Origin of the sequence: Lysobacter terrestris, assembly GCF_014489475.1 — a bacterium.
GTDB lineage: Bacteria > Pseudomonadota > Gammaproteobacteria > Xanthomonadales > Xanthomonadaceae > Agrilutibacter > Agrilutibacter terrestris.
In genome coordinates this window covers 934,022-954,270 of the sequence record NZ_CP060820.1, presented here as the reverse complement: position 1 = coordinate 954,270, position 20,249 = coordinate 934,022, and the positions used below count along the sequence as shown (strand labels likewise).

Below are 20,249 nucleotides of genomic sequence, written 5' to 3'. Positions count from 1 at the left end.
CCCGATGATACCTGCCGGGTGTAAATAGCCCGTTGCGCAATGCGGCAAGACGGGGGCGCACGTCGGTTTCCGTGCGCGCAAACAGAAAGCGCGGCCATGGGCCGCGCTTTCTGCACTTGCCGGTTGCGGGCGACCGGGTTACGGCACGCCCACGATGCGGTTCTGGTAGGTCGCCGCGTTGTTGGCCGGCGCCGTTTCGATGGAGGCCGAAGCCGCGGTGGCCGTGAGCGTCAGGAACTGCGTGCTGTCCGAGCGTGCCGGTACATTCACCACCACGTCGAAGTGCTGGTTGACGTCGATCGCGAGCAGCGCCGTCGCACCGCACACGGCTTCGAAGCTGTTGGCCACGGTGTCGGCGACCGTGCACTGCCAGCCGGCCGGCGCGGTGACCGACACGTTCGCCGCCGGTGCATCGCCGCGCAGGGTCATCGTCGCCTGCTTCGCCGTGTAGGTGCCGGCATTGCGCAGGTCGATGGCGAACGGCGCGAGGCTGGCGTAGTGCAGCTTCTTCGCCGGGCCGGCGATGCGCAGCGACAGGTCGACGCGTGCGGCGACCTCGAGCGAGGCGGTGGCCTGGTCGTTGCCCGGCTGCGGGTCGAGCGACAGCGCATCGACGGCGGCCGCCAGCGACACCGTCGCGTGCGCGGTATCCGGCGTGGTGGCCGCGGTGATCGCGAACTGCGCGTCGGCGTCCTTCGCCAGCGCGGTGGCATGGCACGCCACCGAGGTGCGGCCGGCGTCGACCTGCGCGGTGTCGCAGCTCCAGCCCGCCGGCGCGGCGACGGCCATCGTCGGCAGCACCGCATCGAGGGCGAAGCCGACGCCGACCGATTCGGCCGCTTCCGGACCGTTGTTGTGCGCGGTGGCAGTGAAGGCGAGCGTGCCGTCGACCGACACCGACGCGGCATCTGCCGTCGCGGTGATGGCCAGGTCGGCGACCGGGCGCGGATCGAAGTAGGCGATCACCGGGTCGTGGTCGGCCAGGCGCGTGGGCGTGGTCGCGTCGCTGCGGTTGCTGTCGCTGAAGTCGGCGTTGATGCGCGCGTGGTCGATCGTGGACGTGCGCGTGGTGACGATCAGTTCCTCGTTCACCAGCACGTGGTCCAGCGTCTGTGCGTGGCCTTCGTACGAGTACGAATAGCGCTCGCTGGCCGGCGCGAGTTCGCCCAGGTTGACCAGGTCCGGATCCACCAGGTCGACGGCGTCGCCCGGCGTCACGGTCTGCTCCTCGGCCACCGGCGTGCCGGCGGTGACGCCCATGATGTCGCCCAGGCCGTCGTTGAACGCGAACGCGTTGAAGTCGCCGAGCACGACGACGCGCGTCTGCGGCGACGCGGTCTGGATGCCCTGCACCAGGTTGGCGAGGAACTTCGCCTGTTCCAGTCGCTTCAGCCGCGCGCGGTCGCCGGCCGCGCCGGTGACGTCGGTGTCGTTGAACGAACGCTGGTGCACGCCGACCACGGTGATCGGGAACGCGCGGCCGTCGTCGTAGTTCACCACTGCCTTGAGGAGCAGCGGCGGACGGTCGTTGAGGTAGCGGCCCGGCTCAAAGAACGGATCGGTATCGGGCTGGGCGACCGACAGCGCTTCCACGCGCGGCTTGCCGCCCGCCACCGGCGCGGTTTTCACCAGGTAGCCGATGTCGATGCCACCGATGTCGTGGCCCTCGAACAGGTAGGCGACGTATTGCGGATCGGCCTGGCCCGCGGCCACCGCGTCGGCGTTGATCTTCGCCGCCAGCGCCTGCAACACGCCGAGGTTCTCGATCTCGATCGCAGCGAGGACATCGGGTGCGTGCAGGTAATCGCGCACGCCCAGCGACGCTTTCTGCAGGCGCGTGGCGTAGGCCGCGGCGTTGGCGCGATCGTCGTCGACGGCCGGGTCATCGACGGTGTCGAAGAAGCGCTCCATGTTGTACGCGGCGACGGTGAACTCGTTGCCGCCGGGCACGCGCGCGGCGCGCGGCCGCGGCGTGGTCGTCACGTTGAGCGGCACCATCGGATCGCGATGGATCGTGTAGCGGCCGAAACCGTAGTCGAGCGGGCCGGTGAGGCCTTCGATCACGCTGCCGGCGGGCAGGTCGAGCTGGTAGTTCGCACCGATGAGGCCGGCACCGCTGGCGAGCGTGTCGCTGTCGATGGTGACGATCTCCGGGTTCGCGTCCCAGCGCGGGATCGGCGGCGAGGTGCCACCGCCCGGGATGGCATCGAGCACGGAAATGCCCGGCTCACGGAACGGCCGTGCGATGCCGGTGATGACCGCCTGCAAGATGCCGTTGATGCCGCCGGTGGCGTTGTACGGCGTCTTGAAGCCATCGCTGGCGGAAACCGTGGTCAGGCTGCCGGTGACGCGCATGCCTTCGAGCGGTTCGAGCTGGCCGAAGCCGCCGGCCGGATCGGTCATCGCCGCGGTCAGCGCGATCGGCGCGGGCAGGGCATGGCCGCCCGACAGCATCGTCACCGACGGGCTGCCGCCGATTTCGGTGAGCGGCAACTGGCCGGGAGCGGACGGCGGCACGAATTCGAACACCGTGCCGCGCACGCGCACGCGGTTGCCGACCGCGGCGGCGGCCGACGGCGCGGATCCGGTGAAGACGAACACGCCTTCGGACGTGAGCGGATCGGCGTCGGCTTCCGCATCGCTGGCCTGCAGGAAGAAGCCGTTGCCCTTGCGGCCGGTGACCACGCCCACGGTGGTGACGAACTGGTTCGCCAGCGGCGAGGTCGCGCCCGGGCCCTGGATGTCGTGGATCGCGGAGACCACGAAATCGTCGTTGCGGATCGTGCCGATCGCCTGTGCATCGGCGATGCCGGCGCCGGTGGCACTGGTGATGGCGAGGGTGAAGGTTTCGTCGGCTTCCTGCGCGGTGTCGCCGTTGCCGTCGATGGCGATGGTGACCGCGGTTTCGCCGGCGGGAATGGTGACGGTGTCGCTGGCGGCGGCGTAGTCGCTGCCCGCGGTGGCGGTGCCGTCCTGCGTCGTGTAGCCGATCACCACGCCGGCGGCGCCGGCGGGCTTGTCCAGGCGGAAGGTGAAGAACAGCGGCGTGGTGCCGGCGTCGCCTTCGTCGGCGCTGGTGTCGCCCACCTCCAGCGCCGGCGGGCCGCCCGCATCGCCGTGCACGGCGAGCGAGAAGTCGTCGATGGCCAGGCCGTCGTCGGAGCTGCTGATGTCGGCGTCGTTCCAGCGGATCCAGATCGTCGCGCCCGGCGCGAGCGAGAAGCCGTCCAGCGTCGCGGCGAGCGCGGCGCGGTTCGGGTCGACGTTGCCGTCGCGCAGGCCGGCGGTGCCGCCCAGGGCCGGCGTGGCGAAGTCGAGCGCGTCGACGTCGATCCAGGTGCCGTCGCCGAGGCTGGTGGCGTCGAGGCTGTACTGGAAGTCGACGCGGTCGGGCACGGTGCGGCCGGTGACGCCGAAGCGCCATTGCTCGCCGGTGTAGGCGAGGTCCAGGGCGCCGACCGGTGCGTCGGTGGCATTGGTGAAGCAGGCGCCCCAGCTCGGTGCCAGCGCGTTGCTGCGCAGGCCGCCGAGCGCGCGCTCGGCCGTACCGGCGCTGCCGAAGCTGTAGGTGTCGCCGGTGGTGGAGCTGCCGGTGCCACCGGCGTACTGGCCGTTGGCGCTGCTGCCGGTCTCGCGGATCAGCCAGCCTGGCGGCAATGCCGAAGCGAGGCCGGTGTTCGCCAGCGTATTGAAGTTCTGGCTGTAGACCGAACCGGTGATGCTGATGCAATCTGCGTGCGCGACGCCCGCAAGGGCCATCGCCAGCAGCGCGGCGGTGCCGCGTGCAGCTGATCTCATTGCTACTTCCCCTGGTGGAATGCGCCGGTTGGCCCAGGACCGGCGCGTGGCCTGCCCCTTGGTGGGGCAATGGTGGCGACATTATCCATGCCCGCGTTGCACCGGCATGACGCAGTGCACAGGACGGGGGACCCGCCGGGTCGATGCGGTACCCTTTGCGCCCCGCAGAAGGCCCCCACGCATGACCGTCGACAAGAACCAGCGCGACCTGGAAACAGGCATCCATACCGACCTGTCCGGACGCATGACCTACGGCGGCTACCTGCAGCTGGAGCGGCTGCTGTCGGCCCAGCACCCGCTGTCGAACCCGCCGCACCACGACGAGCTGCTGTTCATCGTCCAGCACCAGGTCTCGGAGCTGTGGATGAAGCTGATGATCCACGAGCTGCGCGCCGCGATCGCCTACCTGCGCGCCGACCAGGTCTGGCAGTGCCGCAAGGTGCTCGCGCGCTGCAAGCGCGTGCTCGACCAGCTCACCAACATGTGGTCGGTGCTGGAGACGCTGACGCCGTCGGAATACATGGAATTCCGCGACGTGCTCGGCCCCTCGTCGGGCTTCCAGTCGCTGCAGTACCGCACCATCGAATTCCTGCTCGGCAACAAGAATGCGCAGATGCTCAAGGTGTTCGCGCACGACGCGACCGGCCACGCCGCGCTGAAGGACGTGCTGGAGGCGCCGAGCCTGTACGACGAATTGCTGATCTACCTCGCGCGCTGGGGCCACGCCATCCCGCAGCGCGAACGCGACTGGTCGCAGTCGCATGTCGCCGATCCCGCGCTGGTGTCCGTGTTCGAGCGCATCTACGAGGACACCGGCACCTACTGGCGCGAGTACGCGCTTTGCGAGGACCTGGTCGACGTGGAGACGCAGTTCCAGCTGTGGCGCTTCCGCCACATGCGCACGGTGCTGCGCATCATCGGCTTCAAGCGCGGCACGGGCGGGTCCTCGGGCGTGGGTTTCCTCAAGCAGGCGCTGGAGCTGACCTTCTTCCCTGAATTGTTCGAAGTGCGCACGGCCATCGGCCCCGGTGCCGCCTACGGGGCGCCGCCGGCCTGAACGTCGGCCTGACCGACTTTGGCGATTGGCCCGGGAGCCCGCGAAATAGCCCGTTGCTGCGTTGCAGCAACGGTTTTCGGGTTTGACGCCCGCCGCCGCCGTCGGTAATCCTCGCCCGTCCCGCGCGCCGCGCCGGGGCTTTTTTCTGAATCACTGACGGGGGAAACCGCATGAGCGGTGCCGCAAGCACGACAACACCGGGCGCTCCGATCCCGGAATTCAAGCAGGTGATGGGACATCCGCAGCCGTTGTGGATGCTGTTCATGACCGAGTTCTGGGAGCGCTTCGCCTTCTACGGCATCCGCTGGGCGCTGGTGCTCTACATCGTTGCCCAGTTCTATGCGGGCAGTTCCACTGGCGAAGCTTCGGCGAACCAGACCTACGGCGCCTACCTGGCGCTGGTGTACGCCGGTGCGATCTTCGGCGGCTACGTGGCGGACCGGGTGCTGGGCTACCAGCGTTCGATCCTGCTGGGCGCGGTGATCATGGCGGCCGGCCTGTTCATGATCTCCATGCCGAACCCGGAAGTCTTCAAGTTCGGCCTGGCCACGATCATCGCCGGCAACGGCCTGTTCAAGCCGAACATCTCGACGATGGTGGGCAAGCTGTATTCGCCGACCGACGGTCGCCGCGATTCGGGCTTCACCATCTTCTACATGGGCATCAACCTGGGCGCGATGTTCGCGCCGATCTTCACCGGTTGGCTGGCCAGCAAGGTGTTCGGCACGGATGAGATGCCCGCCTACAAGATGGTCTTCATCTCCGCCGGCATCGGCATGCTGGTCTCGCTGGTCTGGTTCTGGTTCGGCCGCGCGCAGCTGGCCGGCATCGGTCGCCCGCCGGAAGCCGACGGCGGCGGCAAGCACAAGGTGCTGTACGTGCTGGGCGGCGCGCTGGTCGCGATCCCGCTGATCTACTTCCTGCTGTCCATCGCGGCGACCACGCTGCAGTGGTACGTGCTGTTCCCGATGTTCGCCCTGCTGTGCATCATGATCCTGATCGAAGGCATCAAGGAGGGCCCGGTGCAGCGCGACCGCGCCATCGCGATGCTTATCATCTTCACCTTCAACATCCTGTTCTGGATGTTCTTCGAGCAGGCCGGCAGCTCCTTCACCTTCCTCGCCGAGAAGATCGTCGACAAGAACGTCATGGGCTTCGCCTTCCCGGTGGCTTGGTTCCAATCGGTGAACTCGCTGGCGATCATCGCGTTCGCGCCGATCATGGCCTGGCTGTGGGTGAAGCTCGGCAACGCGAACCCGTCGATCCCGCGCAAGTTCGGCCTCGGCCTGATCTTCAACGGCCTGGCCTTCCTGCTGCTGATGTTCGCGCTGACCTCGCTGCTCAACGCCGCCGGCATGATCCCGTTCTGGACGCTGTTCATGGTCTACGTGATCCAGTCCATCGGCGAGCTGTGCCTGTCGCCGATCGGCCTGTCGATGGTGACCAAGCTGGCGCCGCTGCGCCTGGTCGGCTTCGGCATGGGCGGCTGGTTCCTGTCCACCGGCATCGGCAACAACCTGTCCGGCATCTTCGCCGGCCACGTCAGCGGCGAGACCGGCATGACCGCGGCCTCGGCGCTGTCGGGCTACACCTTCGGCTTCTGGGCCCTGGTGATCCCGGGCGCGCTGCTGTTCCTGATCGCGCCGCTGATCCAGCGCCTGATGCACGGCGTGAAGTGATGCGATGGGCCGTGCGCGCAACGCGCGCACGGCTTTGCCATTGCATCGTCCCGGACGCAGTGAGGGATCTGCCTGGAGATGCGTTGAAGCACCAGCAGGTCCCTCGCTTCACTCGGGACGACAAGAAAAACGGCGGCCAATGGCCGCCGTTTTTCTTTGCGCGCTTGCTAGCGCGTCGCGCGTCAGTCGCGCGGCAGTGGCGTGTCGGGCTCCACTTCCAGCTGCGCCACGCCTTCGTTGAGCTTGCGCAGCAGGCGGTCGAGCTGCGCGCGTTCGTCCGCGTCGAGCGGGGCGAGCAGGCGGCGTTCGTAGTCCAGCGCGACCGGCACGACTTCGTCGTAGATGCTGTAGCCGTCGCGGCTGAGTTCCAGCACCGAGCGGCGGCGGTCGTCGTCGTGGGTGTCGCGCTGGAGCAGGCCGCGCTCGAGCAGGCGGGCGACGGTGCGGCTGACCGCAACCTTGTCCATCGCGGTGCGCGCGGCCACCGCATTGGCCGACAGGCCGGGGTAGCGGCCGAGGACGGCGATCACCCGCCACTCGGTCACGCCCAGGCCGAAGCGGCGGGCGTAGGCGCCGGCGATGGTCTGGCTGACCCGGTTGGAGAGGATGCTGAGGCGGTAGGGCAGGAAACGGTCGAGTTCCCAGTGTGCGTGTTCGTCGGACGGGGCCGACGAAGGGCGGTCCGCCCCCGGAGCATCGGTGCTATCGTGGCTTGTTGTTGGTTTCATATGAAACTATAGTTGGCTTCCAGCCAGGCCCGCCCGCGCGGGCACTGTCGCGACCCACGTTAACAGGAGTCCCCCGCATGAGCGTCCAGACCGCCACCCCCGGCACCGGCACCGGTCCGAATCTCGGCATGCAGGTCACCACGTTCGAGAACCCGCTCGGCATCAACGGCTTCGAGTTCGTCGAATTCGCCGCGCCGCAAGGCCAGGGCGAACTGCTGCACGACTACTTCCGCAAGATGGGCTTCACCGCGGTGCTGCGCCACAAGACGCGCCCGATCACGGTGTACCGCCAGGGCGGCGTGAACTTCCTGGTGAACGAGGATCCCGACAGCTTCGCCGCCGATTTCGCCGCCAAGCACGGCCCGAGCGCCTGCGGCTTCGCGATCCGTTTCCAGAAGCCCGCCGGCGTCGTGTTCGACACCGTCGTCAACAACGGTGGCGAAGCGATCACCGACAAGGCCGCCAGCAAGGCGGTCGATGCGCCGGTGGTGAAGGGCATCGGCGACTGCATGCTGTACCTGGTCGACCGCTACGGCGACAACGGCAGCATGTACGAGGACTTCCTGCCGGTGCAGGGCGCCGAGCAGGATCCGGTCGGGTTCGGCCTGACCTTCATCGACCACCTCACCCACAACCTCTACTTCGGCAACATGCAGAAGTGGTCGGATTACTACGAGCGCCTGTTCAATTTCCGCGAGATCCGCTACTTCGACATCAAGGGCGCGAAGACCGGCCTGGTCTCGAAGGCGATGACCGCGCCGGACGGCATCGTGCGCATTCCGCTCAACGAATCCAGCGATCCCAAGTCGCAGATCAACGAATATCTCGACGCCTACAAGGGCGAGGGCATCCAGCACATCGCCTGCTTCACCGACAACATCTACGACACGGTGGAAGCGATGCGCGCGCAGGGCGTGGAGTTCCTCGACACCCCGGAGACCTATTTCGAGGTGATCGACCAGCGCGTGCCCAACCACGGCGAGGACGTCGCGCGCCTGGCGAAGAACAAGATCCTGATCGACGCCGACGCCGAGACCAAGCAGCGCAAGCTGCTGCAGATCTTCACCCAGAACGCGATCGGCCCGATCTTCTTCGAGATCATCCAGCGCAAGGGCAACGAAGGCTTCGGCGAGGGCAACTTCCAGGCGCTGTTCGAGAGCATCGAGCGCGACCAGATGAAGCGCGGCGTGCTGTAAGGCTCCCGATCCACTCGTAGGGCGGGCCTTGGCCCGCCTTTGACCGCGTTACCAAGACCAAGCCGGCGGGCCAGGGCCCGCCCTACGGACAGGCGATGAAATCGAACGGCTACCAATCCGGTTTCGGCAACGAATTCGCGACGGAAGCCGTCGCCGGCACGCTGCCCGAGGGGCGCAACTCGCCGCAGCGCGTCGCGCACGGCTTGTACGCGGAGCAGCTGAGCGGCACCGCGTTCACCGCACCGCGCTCGCACAACCGCCGCAGCTGGTTGTACCGCATCCGTCCGGCGGCGATGCATGGGGCGTTCGCGCCGTATCTCCATTCCCACTTCCACAACGATTTCGGCAAAGCCCCGGTCACGCCGGACCAGCTGCGCTGGAGCCCGCCGCCGATGCCGCAGGTGCCGGTGGATTTTGTCGACGGCCTGTTCACCATGGCCGGCAACGGTTCGCCCGAAGGCCAGAACGGCATCGGCGTGCACCTGTACGCCGCCAACAAGCCGATGCAGGGCCGCTACTTCTACGACGCCGACGGCGAGCTGCTGATCGTGCCGCAGCAGGGCCGCCTGCACATCGCCACCGAGATGGGCGTGCTCGACGTCGAGCCGCAGGAAATCGCGGTGATCCCGCGCGGCGTGCGCTTCCGCGTCGAACTGCCCGATGGGCAGGCGCGCGGCTACGTGTGCGAGAACTTCGGCGCGATGCTGCAGTTGCCGGACCTGGGCCCGATCGGCTCCAACGGCCTGGCCAATCCGCGCGACTTCCTCACGCCGAATGCCGCGTACGAGGAGGCTGAAGGCGAATTCGAACTGATCGCCAAGTTCCAGGGCCACCTGTGGCGCGCGCCGATCGGGCATTCGCCGCTCGACGTGGTCGGCTGGCACGGCAACTACGCGCCGTACAAGTACGACCTGCGCCGCTTCAACACGATCGGTTCGATCAGCTACGACCACCCCGATCCGTCGATCTTCCTGGTGCTGCATTCGCCCAGCGACACGCCGGGCACCAGCAACATGGACTTCGTGATCTTCCCGCCGCGCTGGCTGGTGGCGCAGGACACGTTCCGCCCGCCGTGGTTCCATCGCAACATCGCCAGCGAATTCATGGGCCTGGTCACCGGCGTGTACGACGCCAAGGCCGAAGGCTTCGCGCCGGGCGGCTGCTCGCTGCACAACTCGATGACGGGACATGGTCCCGATGCGGCGACGTTCGAGAAGGCGAGCGCGGCGGACCTGTCGAAGCCGGACGTCATCACCGGCACGATGGCCTTCATGTTCGAGTCGCGCGCGGTGATCCGGCCGACGCGGCAGGCCCTCGATGCCGCGTACCGCCAGCGCGACTACCAGGCCTGCTGGGCCGGCTTGAAGAAGAATTTCGCGCCGACCTGATCCGCGTGGCGGCTCACGCCACGGCGGCAGCGGATTGCAGCCAGGCCGCGCGCGCCTGGTCGAGCCGCGAGACGTGCTGCTCGGGCAGGATCTCGGCGAGGCGATCGCCGACGCGGCGCGCATAACTGGCGGCCGCGACCGCCTGCAGGTGGTGCAGGCCTTTCATCATCCGGTAGACCAGTTCGTCCTCGCTGGGACTGGTCTGGATTTCCGCGCGCAGCGATACCGATTCGGGATCGCGCTGCAACTGCAGCATGTCGACCAGGTACATCTTGCTGGCCGCCAGCGAGCGACGTGAGGTCGCGCGCGCGGGGGGCGCGACCGACACGATCGGCGCGGGCGCGGCAGGTGTGGCTTCGACCGGCTGTCCGGCGGACGTCGCCAGGCGCGGCACGGCAGTCGCACCGCTCTCCAGCGCGAGATAGCCGTCCTGCAGCAGGCGCTCGATGATCGACAGCGCGCCGGCACCGAGCAGCGCGACCAGGTCGTCGCGGTTGCGCTGGCCGTCGCACAGGATCAGCACGCGGCGTTCGGCCAGGCTCAGGCCCGCTCCGGCGTGGGCGTGCAATGCGGCACGCGCGCGTTCGGTCTTGCTCAGCGCCATGGCGTGGTGTCCCCCTGGGCGCGCAGGGTAGGGGCAAACCATGAAGGCAACGTGACAGCTTCGCGTGCGGTTAACGCGTCGCCGCCACACTGCGGCTTCCGTGCGAAGGGAGAACGACGATGCGTGTCGAAACAGGATCCGGACTGCGTGCAGGCATCATGGGTGTGGTGTGCGCCATCGGCGTGGCGTGCGCGGCGGGGTGCACGGACCGCGCCGGGCGCGATGCCGGCAACGCGGCGCCCGCGGCCGCCGCACCCGCGGCGTCGCCATCGGTCCCGGCGCGGGAACCACAACCGGCCGCACCGGCTGCCACGACACCCACCTCCGCGGCGAATGCGATCAGCTACGCCGGCTTCCGCGATGTCCGCTTCGGCGCGAACGCGGACGCCGTGCGTGCCGCGTGGGGCACGGAGATGGTCGGCGGCCCCGGCGATCCGCAGGGCTGCTACTACCTGTATCCCGCGCCAAACAGCCACGACGGCCTGCGCGTGGGCTTCATGATCGAGGGGCAGCGCTTCGTCCGCATCGACGTCGATACGGACGGCGTGGAAGCGCCGGGCGGCGGTCGCGTGGGCATGTCCGCCGACGACATCCGCGGCCGCTATGCCGGCATCGTCGAACAGCCGCACAAGTACGTCGAAGGCGCCAGGTACCTGCGCAGCACAGCCGCGGACGGCGGCAGCGTGCTGGTGTTCGAGACCGACGCCGCCGGCAAGGTGAGCGAGTGGCGCGTCGGCGTGCCGCCGCAGGTCGACTACGTGGAAGGCTGCGGCTAGCAGGGCGATGGCCGGGCCGATCACCCCTCACGCCAAACCCCGTAAGATCCCCGGCAACCTCCGGAGGGGACCGCGATGCTGACTGCCATCGGCTTGTTCTTGTTGGGTCTGGTGCTGCTTGCGCTGGGTGGCGATTCCATCGTCAAGGGCGCCGCCGGGCTGGCGCAACGCTTCGGCCTGAGTGCCTTCACCACCGGCCTGGTGCTCGTCGCCTTCGCGACCTCGCTGCCGGAGCTGGGGGTGAACCTGGTCGCCATCTTCCACGGCCAGGACGAACTCGCACTCGGCAACGCGGTGGGCAGCAACGTCGCCAACATCGGCCTCACCCTCGGCGCGGCCGCACTGGCGGCGCCGATCGTGGTGCGCTGGCGCGCGCTGAGCCCGCTGCTGCTGGTGCTCGTGCTCGGCACGATCGCGGTGCTTGCGCTGGGCGCGGACGGCACCCTCTCGCGCGGCGAAGGCATGCTGCTCCTGCTCGCCTTCGTCGCGGTGTTCGCCTTCGCCCTGGCGCGCGGTCGTCACGAGAGCGAAGCGGTGCGTAGCGACATCGCCGCCTACGCGCAGACGAGCACGCTGACGGTGCAGAACCTGATCCGCTTCGCCCTCGGCGCCGCGCTGGTGTGGCTCGGCTCGCTGCTGGTCGTGGGCGGCGAGGGCATGGACCTGTTCGGATTGGATCTGTCCGCTTCCGGCGCGGCCACGATCGGCAAGGGTTTGGGCCTGTCGCCGGTGCTGACCGGCCTGCTGCCCGTCGCCATCGGCACCACCTTGCCGGAAGTCGCCGCGGCCGTCGCCGCCGCGCGACGCGGCCAGGGCGACATGGTCATGGGCCACGTCATCGGCGCGAGCGTGGTCAACCTGCTGGTGATCGTCGGTGGCATGGCCGCCTGCGGTGCACTCGCGTTGCCGATGACCGTGATGGGCGCGAGCCGGTTCGCGTTGCCGCTGGGCTACGAACTGCTGGCCGCGCTCGCGTTCGCGCTGATGCTGTACCCGGTGCTGCGCGGCGACCTGCGCGTGAGCAAGGCCGAAGGCGTGTTCCTGCTGGTCGCCTACGCCGCGTGGATCGCGTTCGAATTGCTGATGGCCGGCAAGTAAACTGGGGCCATGAGCGATACCCGGATTCCGCCGCGGCGCCTGCCGCGTGCGTTGCATGCACTGGTCGAATTCTTCCGCCTCGAAGCCGCAGGCGGCATCACCCTGATCGCCGCCGCCGCACTCGCGCTGCTCGCCGCGAACTCGCCGCTGCACGACGGCTACGAGGCCTTCCGCGGCTTCGTCCTGAAGGTCGGCATCGGCGACTTCGCCATCGCCAAGCCGCTGCTGCTGTGGATCAACGACGGCCTGATGGCGATCTTCTTCCTGCTGGTCGCGCTGGAGATCAAGCGGGAAACGTTGAGCGGCCAGCTCGCCGGGCGCGAGCAGCTGATCCTGCCGCTGGTGTGCGCGAGCGCCGGCGTGATCGTACCGGCGGCGCTGTTCACCGCGTTCAACCACGGCGATGCCGCGGCGATGCGTGGCTGGGCCGTGCCCACCGCGACCGACATCGCGTTCGCGCTCGGCGTGCTGGCGCTGCTCGGTTCGCGCGTGCCGGTGGGGATGAAGCTGCTGCTGTCGACGATTGCCGTAGTCGACGACCTGATCGCCATCCTGATCATCGCGCTGTTCTATTCGCACGGCCTGTCGCTGCCGGCGTTGGGCCTGGCCGCGCTGGTGCTCGTCGCGATGTGGGCGCTCAACCGTTTCAAGGTCACCGCGCTGTGGCCGTACCTGCTGCTGGGCGCGGTGCTGTGGGTGTGCGTGCTGAAGTCGGGCGTGCACGCCACGCTCGCCGGCGTCGCCACCGGCCTGCTGATCCCGCACGTGGACAAGAAGAACGCCGTGCCGGACGAGACCGAGCATTCGCCGCTGGAAACGCTCGAGCACGCGCTGCATCCCTGGGTGGCATACGCGATCCTGCCGGTGTTCGCGTTCGCCAATGCGGGGCTGGTGCTGGGCGGCCTGCAGTTGCAGGACGCCGTCGCCGCGTTGCCGCTGGGCATCGCGCTGGGGCTGGTGCTGGGCAAGCCGATCGGGATAGTGGCGGCGGCGCTGGCGATGCGTGCCGCCGGCTGGGCGCGCTATCCCGCCGGCATGGACCTGCGCGCGATGCTCGGCCTGGGCATGCTGTGCGGCATCGGCTTCACCATGAGCCTGTTCATCGCGTCGCTCGGTTACGTCGAGCGACTGCATTATGAAGAATCCGTGCTCGGCATCCTCGCCGGCTCGGTGCTGTCGGCGTTGCTGGGCTACTTCTGGTTGCGCGCGGTGCTCCCGGCGCGGCGCGCGGACGCGCGATGAAGCACGCGCTGGTGTTCGGCGGCAGCGGGCAGATCGGGCGGCCGCTGCTGGCCGGCCTGTTGCGCGGCGGCTGGCGCGTGACCGCCGTGTCGCGGCAGCCGCAGCACGACCGCCCCGGCTTGAACTGGCTGCACGGCGATTTCGCCGCGATGCCGGCCTTGCCGGCGCGTGCCGATGCGATCGTCAGCTGCGGGCCGCTCGATGCGTTCGCGCACTGGTACGGCACGGCGATGCTCGACTGCGATCGCGTGGTTGCGTTCGGTTCCACCAGCGTGGTGGTCAAGCGCGGTTCCGCCGATGCGCGCGAGCGCGACGTCGCCCAGCGCCTGCGCGCGGGCGAGGAGGGCGTGTTCGCCGCCGCCACGCAACGCGGCGCGCAGGCGACGCTGCTGCGGCCCACCCTCGTCTACGGCGCCGGCCGCGACGCCACGCTGACCCGCATCGCGACGCTGGCGCAACGCTGGGGCCGCTTCCCGCTGCCGCGCAACGCGATCGGGCTGCGCCAGCCGGTGCACGTGGACGACCTCGCCGCCGCCGCGGTCGCGGCGCTGGAGAGCACCGCGTCGCACGGCCAGACCTATGCATTGCCGGGCGGCGAGGCGCTGGCGTATCGCGAGATGGTGCGGCGCGTGCTGGCCGCGTTGGAGCCTTCGCCCGCACTGGTGGAACTGCCGTCGCCGCTGTTCAACCTGGCGCTCGCGGCGGCGAAGCTCGCCGGCGGCACCGGACTGGGCGAAGCCGCGGTGCAGCGCATGCGCTCGGACCTGGTGTTCGACGCCGCGCCGGCGCACCGCGACCTGGGTTACGCACCGCGCGCCTTCCGTCCCACCGCGCGCATGTTCGATGCGCGCGAGGAAAACGAAGACGAAGCGTAGGGCCGTAGGGCGGGCTCAAGCCCGCCGTCCTGCCGTCATGCCTGCACGCAGCTGGCGGGCGTGAGCCCGCCCTACGGCGTCTCGCTTGCGGGGATGACGCGCGACTTGGTGATCGCGCGCAGGGCGATGATCAGCACGCCGCCGAGCACCATCGCCCCGCCGAGCCACAGCCGCGGGCCCGGGCGGTCGCCCCAGAACGCGATGCCCAGGCCGACCGCCAGCACTGGCACCAGCAGCAGCCACGGCGTCACCTGCGCGACGGGATGGCGCTGCACCAGCACGTAATACAGGCCGTGGCCGAGCAGCGAGGACACGAACGCGGCATACAGCGCGCCCAGCCACGCCACCCAGCTCACCTGCGGCAGTTGCGCCAGCGCGCCGGGCTCCAGCACCACGCTGATCGCCAGCAGCGGCAGCACGCTGAAGACCGCGGTCCAACCCTGCTGGCTGAAGACGTCCAGACCGCGCAGGCCCTTCATCAGCACCGTGCCGATGGCCAGGAACACCGCCGACACCAGCATCAGCAGCAGCGACAGCGGCTGGTCGAGCACGAGCGGATCGAAGCCGAGCACCAGCACGCCGGCGAAACTGACCGCGATCGCCACGCCGGTGCGCCAGGCGAAGCGTTCGCCCAGCACCCACCACGCCAGCAGCGCGGTCATCGGGATGTAGCTCTGCATCACGATCGCCGGCGAGGACAGATCGCCCGCCAGACGCAGCGCGCTGAAGCTCAGGCCGAAATGCAGCACGCCGATGCACAGCGCGACGGTGAGCAACCGCGGCCATTGCCCCGGCGCCGGGCGCTTGAGGAAGAACAGCAGCGGCAACGCGAGCAGGGCGAAGCGCAGCGCGGTGAACAGGAACGGCGGGATCTCCCGCATCGCCAGCGCGGAGGTGAGGAAGTTGAGCGCCCAGGCCAGGCAGATCAGCAGGACCAGGCCGATGTCGCGTGCGGGCATGGAAGGCGCTTGGGCGTGCGGGGCGTTCAGTAGGTCCAACCGAGCTTGCGATAGAGCTTGGCGAGCACCCAGGCCGGGCCGATCAGCAGGTAGGTGAGGTCGGTGAGGAAGCTCGGCTTGCGCCCTTCGATCTTGTGGCCGATGAACTGGCCGATCCAGGCGATCACGAACACCGCGATCGCGAGATAGAGCAGGGTGGTGAAGCCGTAGGTGTCCGCCAGCCAGCGGGTGAGGAAGCCCATCAGCACGAACGAGGCGAGCATGCCGAAGCCCAGCGGCCGCGAGGCGCGGTAATAGAACATCCACGCGCCGAACATGGCTAGCGCGGCCCACGCGCCGGGCACGAACAGGTTCGCCGGCACCGGGACGCACCACAGCAGCGCGATCACGCTCCACAGGATCGCCGGCACGCAGACCACGTGGATCAGCTGGTTGGTGTGGTTGCGATGGTCGCCGGAATAGCTGGCGAACCAGCGATCGATCGGACGGCCCAGGGAAGCGGATGCGGGCGTGTTCATGGCGGGCTCCTGCGGGCCGGCGGCGATGCGGACAGTATGCCTATCGCGGCCACGCGCAGGTGGCCGTCAGCGTTCGCCGCGGTACCGGCGGAACAGCAGGACGCCGATCGCGATGACCGCGAACAACAGGGTGGAGGCGACCCGGTAGTCGAAGCCGAGACGCAGGACCACGCTGACGACCATCAGCAGGGCGATGCCGGTGCGTGCTTGGTCGCTAGCATCGGAGTAGAGCAGGAACCAGGCGCCCAACCCCAACCCTGCCGCGGCGGCGATCAGCTCGGACACGGCATCTGCTTCCGAAGGCCAGGCTCAGTCGACCGAGATCCCCGCCAGTTTCTGCAGCGCTTCGGCATAGCGGGCGCGCGTGCGGTCGATCACTTCCTGCGGCAGCTTCGGACCCGGCGGCGTCTTGTCCCAGTCCAGCGTCTCCAGGTAGTCGCGCACGATCTGCTTGTCGTAGCTCGGCGGGCTGGTGCCCACTTGGTATTCGTCGGCGGGCCAGTAGCGCGAGGAGTCCGGTGTGAGCATCTCGTCCATCACGTACAGGCGGCCGTCAGCGTCGGTGCCGAACTCGAACTTGGTGTCCGCCAGCAGGATGCCGCGTTGCGCCGCGTAGTCGCGCGCGTAGGTGTACAGGCGCAGCGTCGCGTCGCGCACCTGCTCGGCCAGGTCCGGCCCGACGGTCTTCACCACGGTGTCGAAGTCGATGTTCTCGTCGTGGTCGCCGACCGCGGCCTTGGTCGAGGGCGTGAAGATCGGTTCGGCCAGCTGCTCGGCCTGGCGCAGGCCGTCGGGCAGGGCGATGCCGCTGATGCGGCCGGTGCGCTGGTAATCCTTCCAGCCGCTGCCGATGACGTAGCCGCGCGCGATGCATTCCACGGGCACCGGCTTCAGACGCTTGGTCACCACCGCGCGCTGGTCGTACAGCGAGGCATCCACGCCGGCGGGCAGCACGGAGGCGACGTCGATGCCGGTGAGGTGGTTGGGCACGATGTGTTCGGTCTTGCCGAACCAGAAATTGCTGATCTGGCAGAGCATCTCGCCCTTGCCCGGGATCGGGTCGGGCAGCACCACGTCGAACGCGCTCAGGCGGTCGGTGGCGACCATCAGCAAACGGTCGCCGGGCAGATCGAATACGTCGCGCACCTTGCCGCGGTGACGCAGGTGCAGGCCGGGCAGGTTGGACTCGAGCAGGTAGGGGCGGGACACGGTCGTGGGCAAGGCAACATCCTCGGGAAAGCGGCCGCAAGGGCCCGTCCTGCCTGCGCTCCGCGCGCGGGCGGGCGCGACAGGGCCGGGCAGTGTACGCCGGTCGGACGTGGCTTGCAGGGGTGAGTCCAGGCCCTCCCTTAGCTCTGCATGGTGCGCGGCATGCCGCGCGGCCTGGACGACACGCCCGGCGCGCTGCGCCGGGCCGGGGCTGCGACCGCAGGACACGTTGGGCGTGCCGTAAACTGCGCATCCTTATCGATATCCGCGGCCCGAATGAAACGCTGGTACGGCAAATTGCTGGGCTTCTTCGCCGGCGCGGCGCTGCTGCGCAGCAACCCGCCGCTGGGCGCGTTGATCGGACTGCTGATCGGCCACGCCTTCGACACCGACTGGTTCAAGCTGCGCCGGGACAACCCCTACGCCGTGTTCGGCCTGACCGACGAGGCCTCCGACGCCGAGATCGACCAGGCCTACCGTCGGCTGATCTCGCAGTACCACCCCGACCGCATGGCCGGCGCCGCCGAAGAGCTGCGCCGCCAGGCCGAAGCGAAGGCGCGCGAGATCAACGCCGCCTACGACCGCATCCAGACCCTGCGCAGGAAGTAAGCCCCCATGCAATCCACCGTCATCGCCCCGTCCATCCTCTCGGCCAACTTCGCCAGGCTGGGCGAAGAGGTCGACAACGTGCTCAAGGCCGGCGCCGACTGGGTGCACTTCGACGTGATGGACAACCATTACGTGCCCAACCTGACCATCGGCCCGATGGTGTGCGAGGCGCTGCGCAAGCACGGCGTGACCGCACCGATCGACGTGCACCTGATGGTCGAGCCGGTCGACCGCATCGTTCCCGACTTCGCCAAGGCCGGCGCGTCGCTGATCAGCTTCCATCCCGAAGCCAGCGCGCACGTGCACCGCACCGTGCAGCTGATCAAGGCCTCGGGTTGCCAGGCCGGGCTGGTGCTGAACCCGGCCACGCCGGTGGAAGTGCTCGACTACGTGCTCGAGGACCTCGACCTGGTGCTGCTGATGTCGGTCAATCCCGGTTTCGGCGGGCAGTCGTTCATTCCTTCCGCGCTGGACAAGCTGCGCCGCGTGCGCGGAATGATCGATCGCAGCGGCAAGGCGATCCGCCTGGAGATCGACGGCGGGGTCAAGGCCGACAACATCGCGGACATCGCCGCGGCCGGCGCCGACACCTTCGTCGCCGGGTCGGCGATCTTCAATGCGCCCGACTATGCGGACGTGATCGCGAAGATGAAGGCCGCGGTCGCCGGCGTGCGCTGAAGCTTTCCTCCGCGGCCAACGAAAAGCGGCAAGCCGTTGCCGGCTTGCCGCGGAAGAATTGGAGGCAATCCCGCCTCCGCCCGTCGTCCTTGAGGATGGACTCCCATTCTCCGGATGCACGATGACACCCTTGTGACGAATTCTTCTGTGCCTGCGGCGCCGGGCCGCCGCGGTCGAATGCACCCCGGTGGCATACTGCCGGGCCGTGTTTCGCGCATTTCGTCATGCAGCTCGACGCCGAACAGTTCCGCAAGCTCGCCGAAGCCGGCCACACCCGCATCCCGGTCGTGCGCGAGGTCTTCTCCGACCTCGACACGCCGTTGTCGGTGTACCTGAAGCTGGCCGACGGCCCGCACACCTACCTGTTCGAATCGGTGGAGGGCGGCGAACGCTTCGGCCGCTACTCGATCATCGGCCTGCCGGCGCGGCGCGTATACGCCTTCGCCGGCCACACGCTGTTCGTCACCGAAGACGGCGAGCTGGTCGAGCATCGCGTCGTCGAGGATCCCTTCGCCGAAGTCGAGCGCCTGCGCGCCGCGCATTCGGTGCCGAAGATCGAGGGGCTGCCGGGCTTCACCGGCGGCCTGGTCGGCTGGTTCGGCTTCGAGTGCGTGCAGTACATCGAGCCGCGCCTCGCGGAAGCGCCTGCCGGTGGCGAACCCAAGCCCGACGAACTGGGCACGCCCGACATCCTGCTGATGCTCAGCGAAGAGCTGGCGGTGTTCGACAACCTCAAGGGCCGGCTGTACCTGATCGTGCACGCCGACCCGCGCGAGGAGCGCGCCTACGCCCGCGCGCAGCGCCGCCTGGACGAACTCGGCCACCGCCTGCGCCAGGGCGGTCCGGGCTATCCGGAAACGCGCGACGCCAGCGTGCTGGACGAAGCCGACTTCATCTCCGGCTTCACCCGCGAGGGCTTCATCGCCGCGGTGGAGAAATCGAAGGAACTGATCCGCGCCGGCGACATCTTCCAGGTCGTGCTGAGCCAGCGCCTGAGCGTGCCGTTCAAGGCGCGCCCGGTCGACGTGTACCGCGCACTGCGCGCGTTGAACCCGTCGCCGTACATGTATTTCCTCGACGTCGGCGGTACCCAGGTGGTGGGGTCGTCGCCGGAGATCCTGGTGCGCCTGATGGGCGACGAGGTCACCGTGCGCCCGATCGCCGGCACCCGCCCGCGCGGCGCCACCGTCGAGGAAGACCAGGCGTTGGAAGCCGAACTGCTCGCCGATCCCAAGGAGCGCGCCGAGCACCTGATGCTGATCGACCTCGGCCGCAACGATGTCGGCCGCGTCAGCGAACCGGGCACGGTAGAAGTGGGCGAGCAGTTCGTGATCGAACGCTACAGCCACGTCATGCACATCGTCAGCGAAGTCACCGGCACGCTGAAAAGCGGCCTGAGCTACGCCGACGTGCTGCGCGCGACGTTCCCCGCCGGCACCGTCAGCGGCGCGCCGAAGATCCGCGCGCTGGAAGTGATCCGCGAGTTCGAACCGATCCGCCGCAACGTCTATTCCGGCGCGGTCGGCTACATCGGCTGGCACGGCGACGCCGACACCGCCATCGCCATCCGCACGGCGGTGATCCAGGACGGCCGCCTGCACGTGCAGGCCGGCGCCGGCATCGTCTACGACTCCGATCCCGCGAAGGAGTGGGACGAGACGATGAACAAGGGCCGCGCGCTGTTCCGCGCCGTGGCCGAGGCCGTGCGCGGACTCTGAACGAAACCGGCGCGGCGGCGCGCCCGTCGACCGTCAGCTGCCGTCCGTCGCGCGCCGCGGCGCCACCGGCCGCCGGCGTCCGGTGGTCGCGTGCCTCAACGTTTTATTCACAGAAAG

Annotated in this window: 18 protein-coding genes; 11 read left to right on the top strand and 7 right to left on the bottom strand. The window is 68.9% G+C overall.

The features are described from left to right. Positions 1–138 precede the first annotated feature (138 nt). Positions 139–3,798, bottom strand: coding sequence for a Calx-beta domain-containing protein (locus tag H8B22_RS04440; protein WP_187712911.1), 3,660 nt, complete (start codon positions 3,796–3,798; stop codon positions 139–141). Positions 3,799–3,979: 181 nt separating this feature from the next. On the opposite strand from H8B22_RS04440, the gene H8B22_RS04435 reads away from it, so the two are divergent. Together H8B22_RS04435 and H8B22_RS04430 are read left to right on the top strand one after the other, a co-directional pair. Beyond that, positions 3,980–4,855, top strand: coding sequence for a tryptophan 2,3-dioxygenase (locus H8B22_RS04435; protein ID WP_187712910.1), 876 nt, complete (start codon positions 3,980–3,982; stop codon positions 4,853–4,855). A gap of 170 nt (positions 4,856–5,025) precedes the next feature. Further along, complete coding sequence (locus tag H8B22_RS04430) at positions 5,026–6,534, top strand: peptide MFS transporter (protein WP_187712909.1); 1,509 nt, start codon at positions 5,026–5,028, stop codon at positions 6,532–6,534. Between the two features lie 182 nt (positions 6,535–6,716). Here H8B22_RS04430 and H8B22_RS04425 read toward each other — a convergent pair whose 3' ends face one another. Beyond that, positions 6,717–7,262, bottom strand: coding sequence for a MarR family winged helix-turn-helix transcriptional regulator (locus H8B22_RS04425; protein ID WP_187712908.1), 546 nt, complete (start codon positions 7,260–7,262; stop codon positions 6,717–6,719). Positions 7,263–7,339: 77 nt separating this feature from the next. On the opposite strand from H8B22_RS04425, the gene hppD reads away from it, so the two are divergent. Further along, a complete protein-coding gene (gene hppD / locus H8B22_RS04420) occupies positions 7,340–8,458 on the top strand; it encodes a 4-hydroxyphenylpyruvate dioxygenase (RefSeq protein ID WP_225876276.1) in 1,119 nt (372 codons plus the stop codon). A 95-nt stretch (positions 8,459–8,553) separates the two neighbouring features. After that, a complete protein-coding gene (gene hmgA, locus H8B22_RS04415) occupies positions 8,554–9,846 on the top strand; it encodes a homogentisate 1,2-dioxygenase (RefSeq protein ID WP_187712907.1) in 1,293 nt (430 codons plus the stop codon). A 13-nt stretch (positions 9,847–9,859) separates the two neighbouring features. Here hmgA and H8B22_RS04410 read toward each other — a convergent pair whose 3' ends face one another. Next, complete coding sequence (locus H8B22_RS04410) at positions 9,860–10,450, bottom strand: hypothetical protein (RefSeq protein WP_187712906.1); 591 nt, start codon at positions 10,448–10,450, stop codon at positions 9,860–9,862. Positions 10,451–10,569: 119 nt separating this feature from the next. On the opposite strand from H8B22_RS04410, the gene H8B22_RS04405 reads away from it, so the two are divergent. The 4 genes from H8B22_RS04405 (at position 10,570) to H8B22_RS04390 (ending at position 14,441) form a co-directional block, all read left to right on the top strand. Further along, positions 10,570–11,226, top strand: a complete 657-nt coding sequence (locus tag H8B22_RS04405) for a hypothetical protein (protein ID WP_225876275.1) — start codon at positions 10,570–10,572, stop codon at positions 11,224–11,226. Positions 11,227–11,301: 75 nt separating this feature from the next. Next, positions 11,302–12,324 carry a sodium:calcium antiporter gene (locus H8B22_RS04400; protein ID WP_187712905.1) on the top strand — a complete coding sequence of 341 codons (1,023 nt, stop codon included), beginning with the start codon at positions 11,302–11,304 and terminating at the stop codon, positions 12,322–12,324. 9 nt (positions 12,325–12,333) lie between these two features. Further along, on the top strand, positions 12,334–13,566 hold the full coding sequence (gene nhaA / locus H8B22_RS04395; RefSeq protein WP_187712904.1) for a Na+/H+ antiporter NhaA: 1,233 nt from the start codon (positions 12,334–12,336) through the stop codon (positions 13,564–13,566). After that, positions 13,563–14,441: an NAD-dependent epimerase/dehydratase family protein gene (locus tag H8B22_RS04390; RefSeq protein WP_187712903.1), complete on the top strand. Its 879-nt coding sequence runs from the start codon at positions 13,563–13,565 to the stop codon at positions 14,439–14,441. The genes nhaA and H8B22_RS04390 overlap by 4 nt, the downstream gene beginning before the upstream one ends. Positions 14,442–14,512: 71 nt before the next feature. On the opposite strand, the gene H8B22_RS04385 is transcribed toward H8B22_RS04390, so the two are convergent. The 4 genes from H8B22_RS04385 to H8B22_RS04370 all read right to left on the bottom strand — a co-directional run bounded on the left by H8B22_RS04385 (position 14,513) and on the right by H8B22_RS04370 (position 17,127). Further along, positions 14,513–15,400, bottom strand: coding sequence for a DMT family transporter (locus H8B22_RS04385; protein ID WP_187712902.1), 888 nt, complete (start codon positions 15,398–15,400; stop codon positions 14,513–14,515). A 26-nt stretch (positions 15,401–15,426) separates the two neighbouring features. Then, positions 15,427–15,918 (bottom strand): Mpo1 family 2-hydroxy fatty acid dioxygenase, encoded by a 492-nt coding sequence (locus H8B22_RS04380; RefSeq protein ID WP_187712901.1) that lies wholly within the window; start codon positions 15,916–15,918, stop codon positions 15,427–15,429. Between the two features lie 66 nt (positions 15,919–15,984). Then, a complete protein-coding gene (locus H8B22_RS04375; RefSeq protein WP_187712900.1) occupies positions 15,985–16,203 on the bottom strand; it encodes a hypothetical protein in 219 nt (72 codons plus the stop codon). 24 nt (positions 16,204–16,227) lie between these two features. Continuing rightward, the gene (locus H8B22_RS04370; RefSeq protein WP_187713521.1) at positions 16,228–17,127 is read right to left on the bottom strand and encodes a phosphoribosylaminoimidazolesuccinocarboxamide synthase; all 900 of its coding nucleotides are present in this window, start codon (positions 17,125–17,127) and stop codon (positions 16,228–16,230) included. Between the two features lie 276 nt (positions 17,128–17,403). Here H8B22_RS04370 and H8B22_RS04365 point away from each other — a divergent pair, with 276 nt between their 5' ends. The 3 genes from H8B22_RS04365 to trpE all read left to right on the top strand — a co-directional run bounded on the left by H8B22_RS04365 (position 17,404) and on the right by trpE (position 20,132). After that, positions 17,404–17,736 carry a J domain-containing protein gene (locus tag H8B22_RS04365; protein WP_187712899.1) on the top strand — a complete coding sequence of 111 codons (333 nt, stop codon included), beginning with the start codon at positions 17,404–17,406 and terminating at the stop codon, positions 17,734–17,736. A gap of 6 nt (positions 17,737–17,742) precedes the next feature. Continuing rightward, a complete protein-coding gene (gene rpe, locus H8B22_RS04360) occupies positions 17,743–18,414 on the top strand; it encodes a ribulose-phosphate 3-epimerase (protein WP_187712898.1) in 672 nt (223 codons plus the stop codon). Between the two features lie 224 nt (positions 18,415–18,638). Further along, positions 18,639–20,132, top strand: coding sequence for an anthranilate synthase component I (gene trpE / locus H8B22_RS04355; RefSeq protein WP_187712897.1), 1,494 nt, complete (start codon positions 18,639–18,641; stop codon positions 20,130–20,132). Positions 20,133–20,249: the final 117 nt, after the last annotated feature.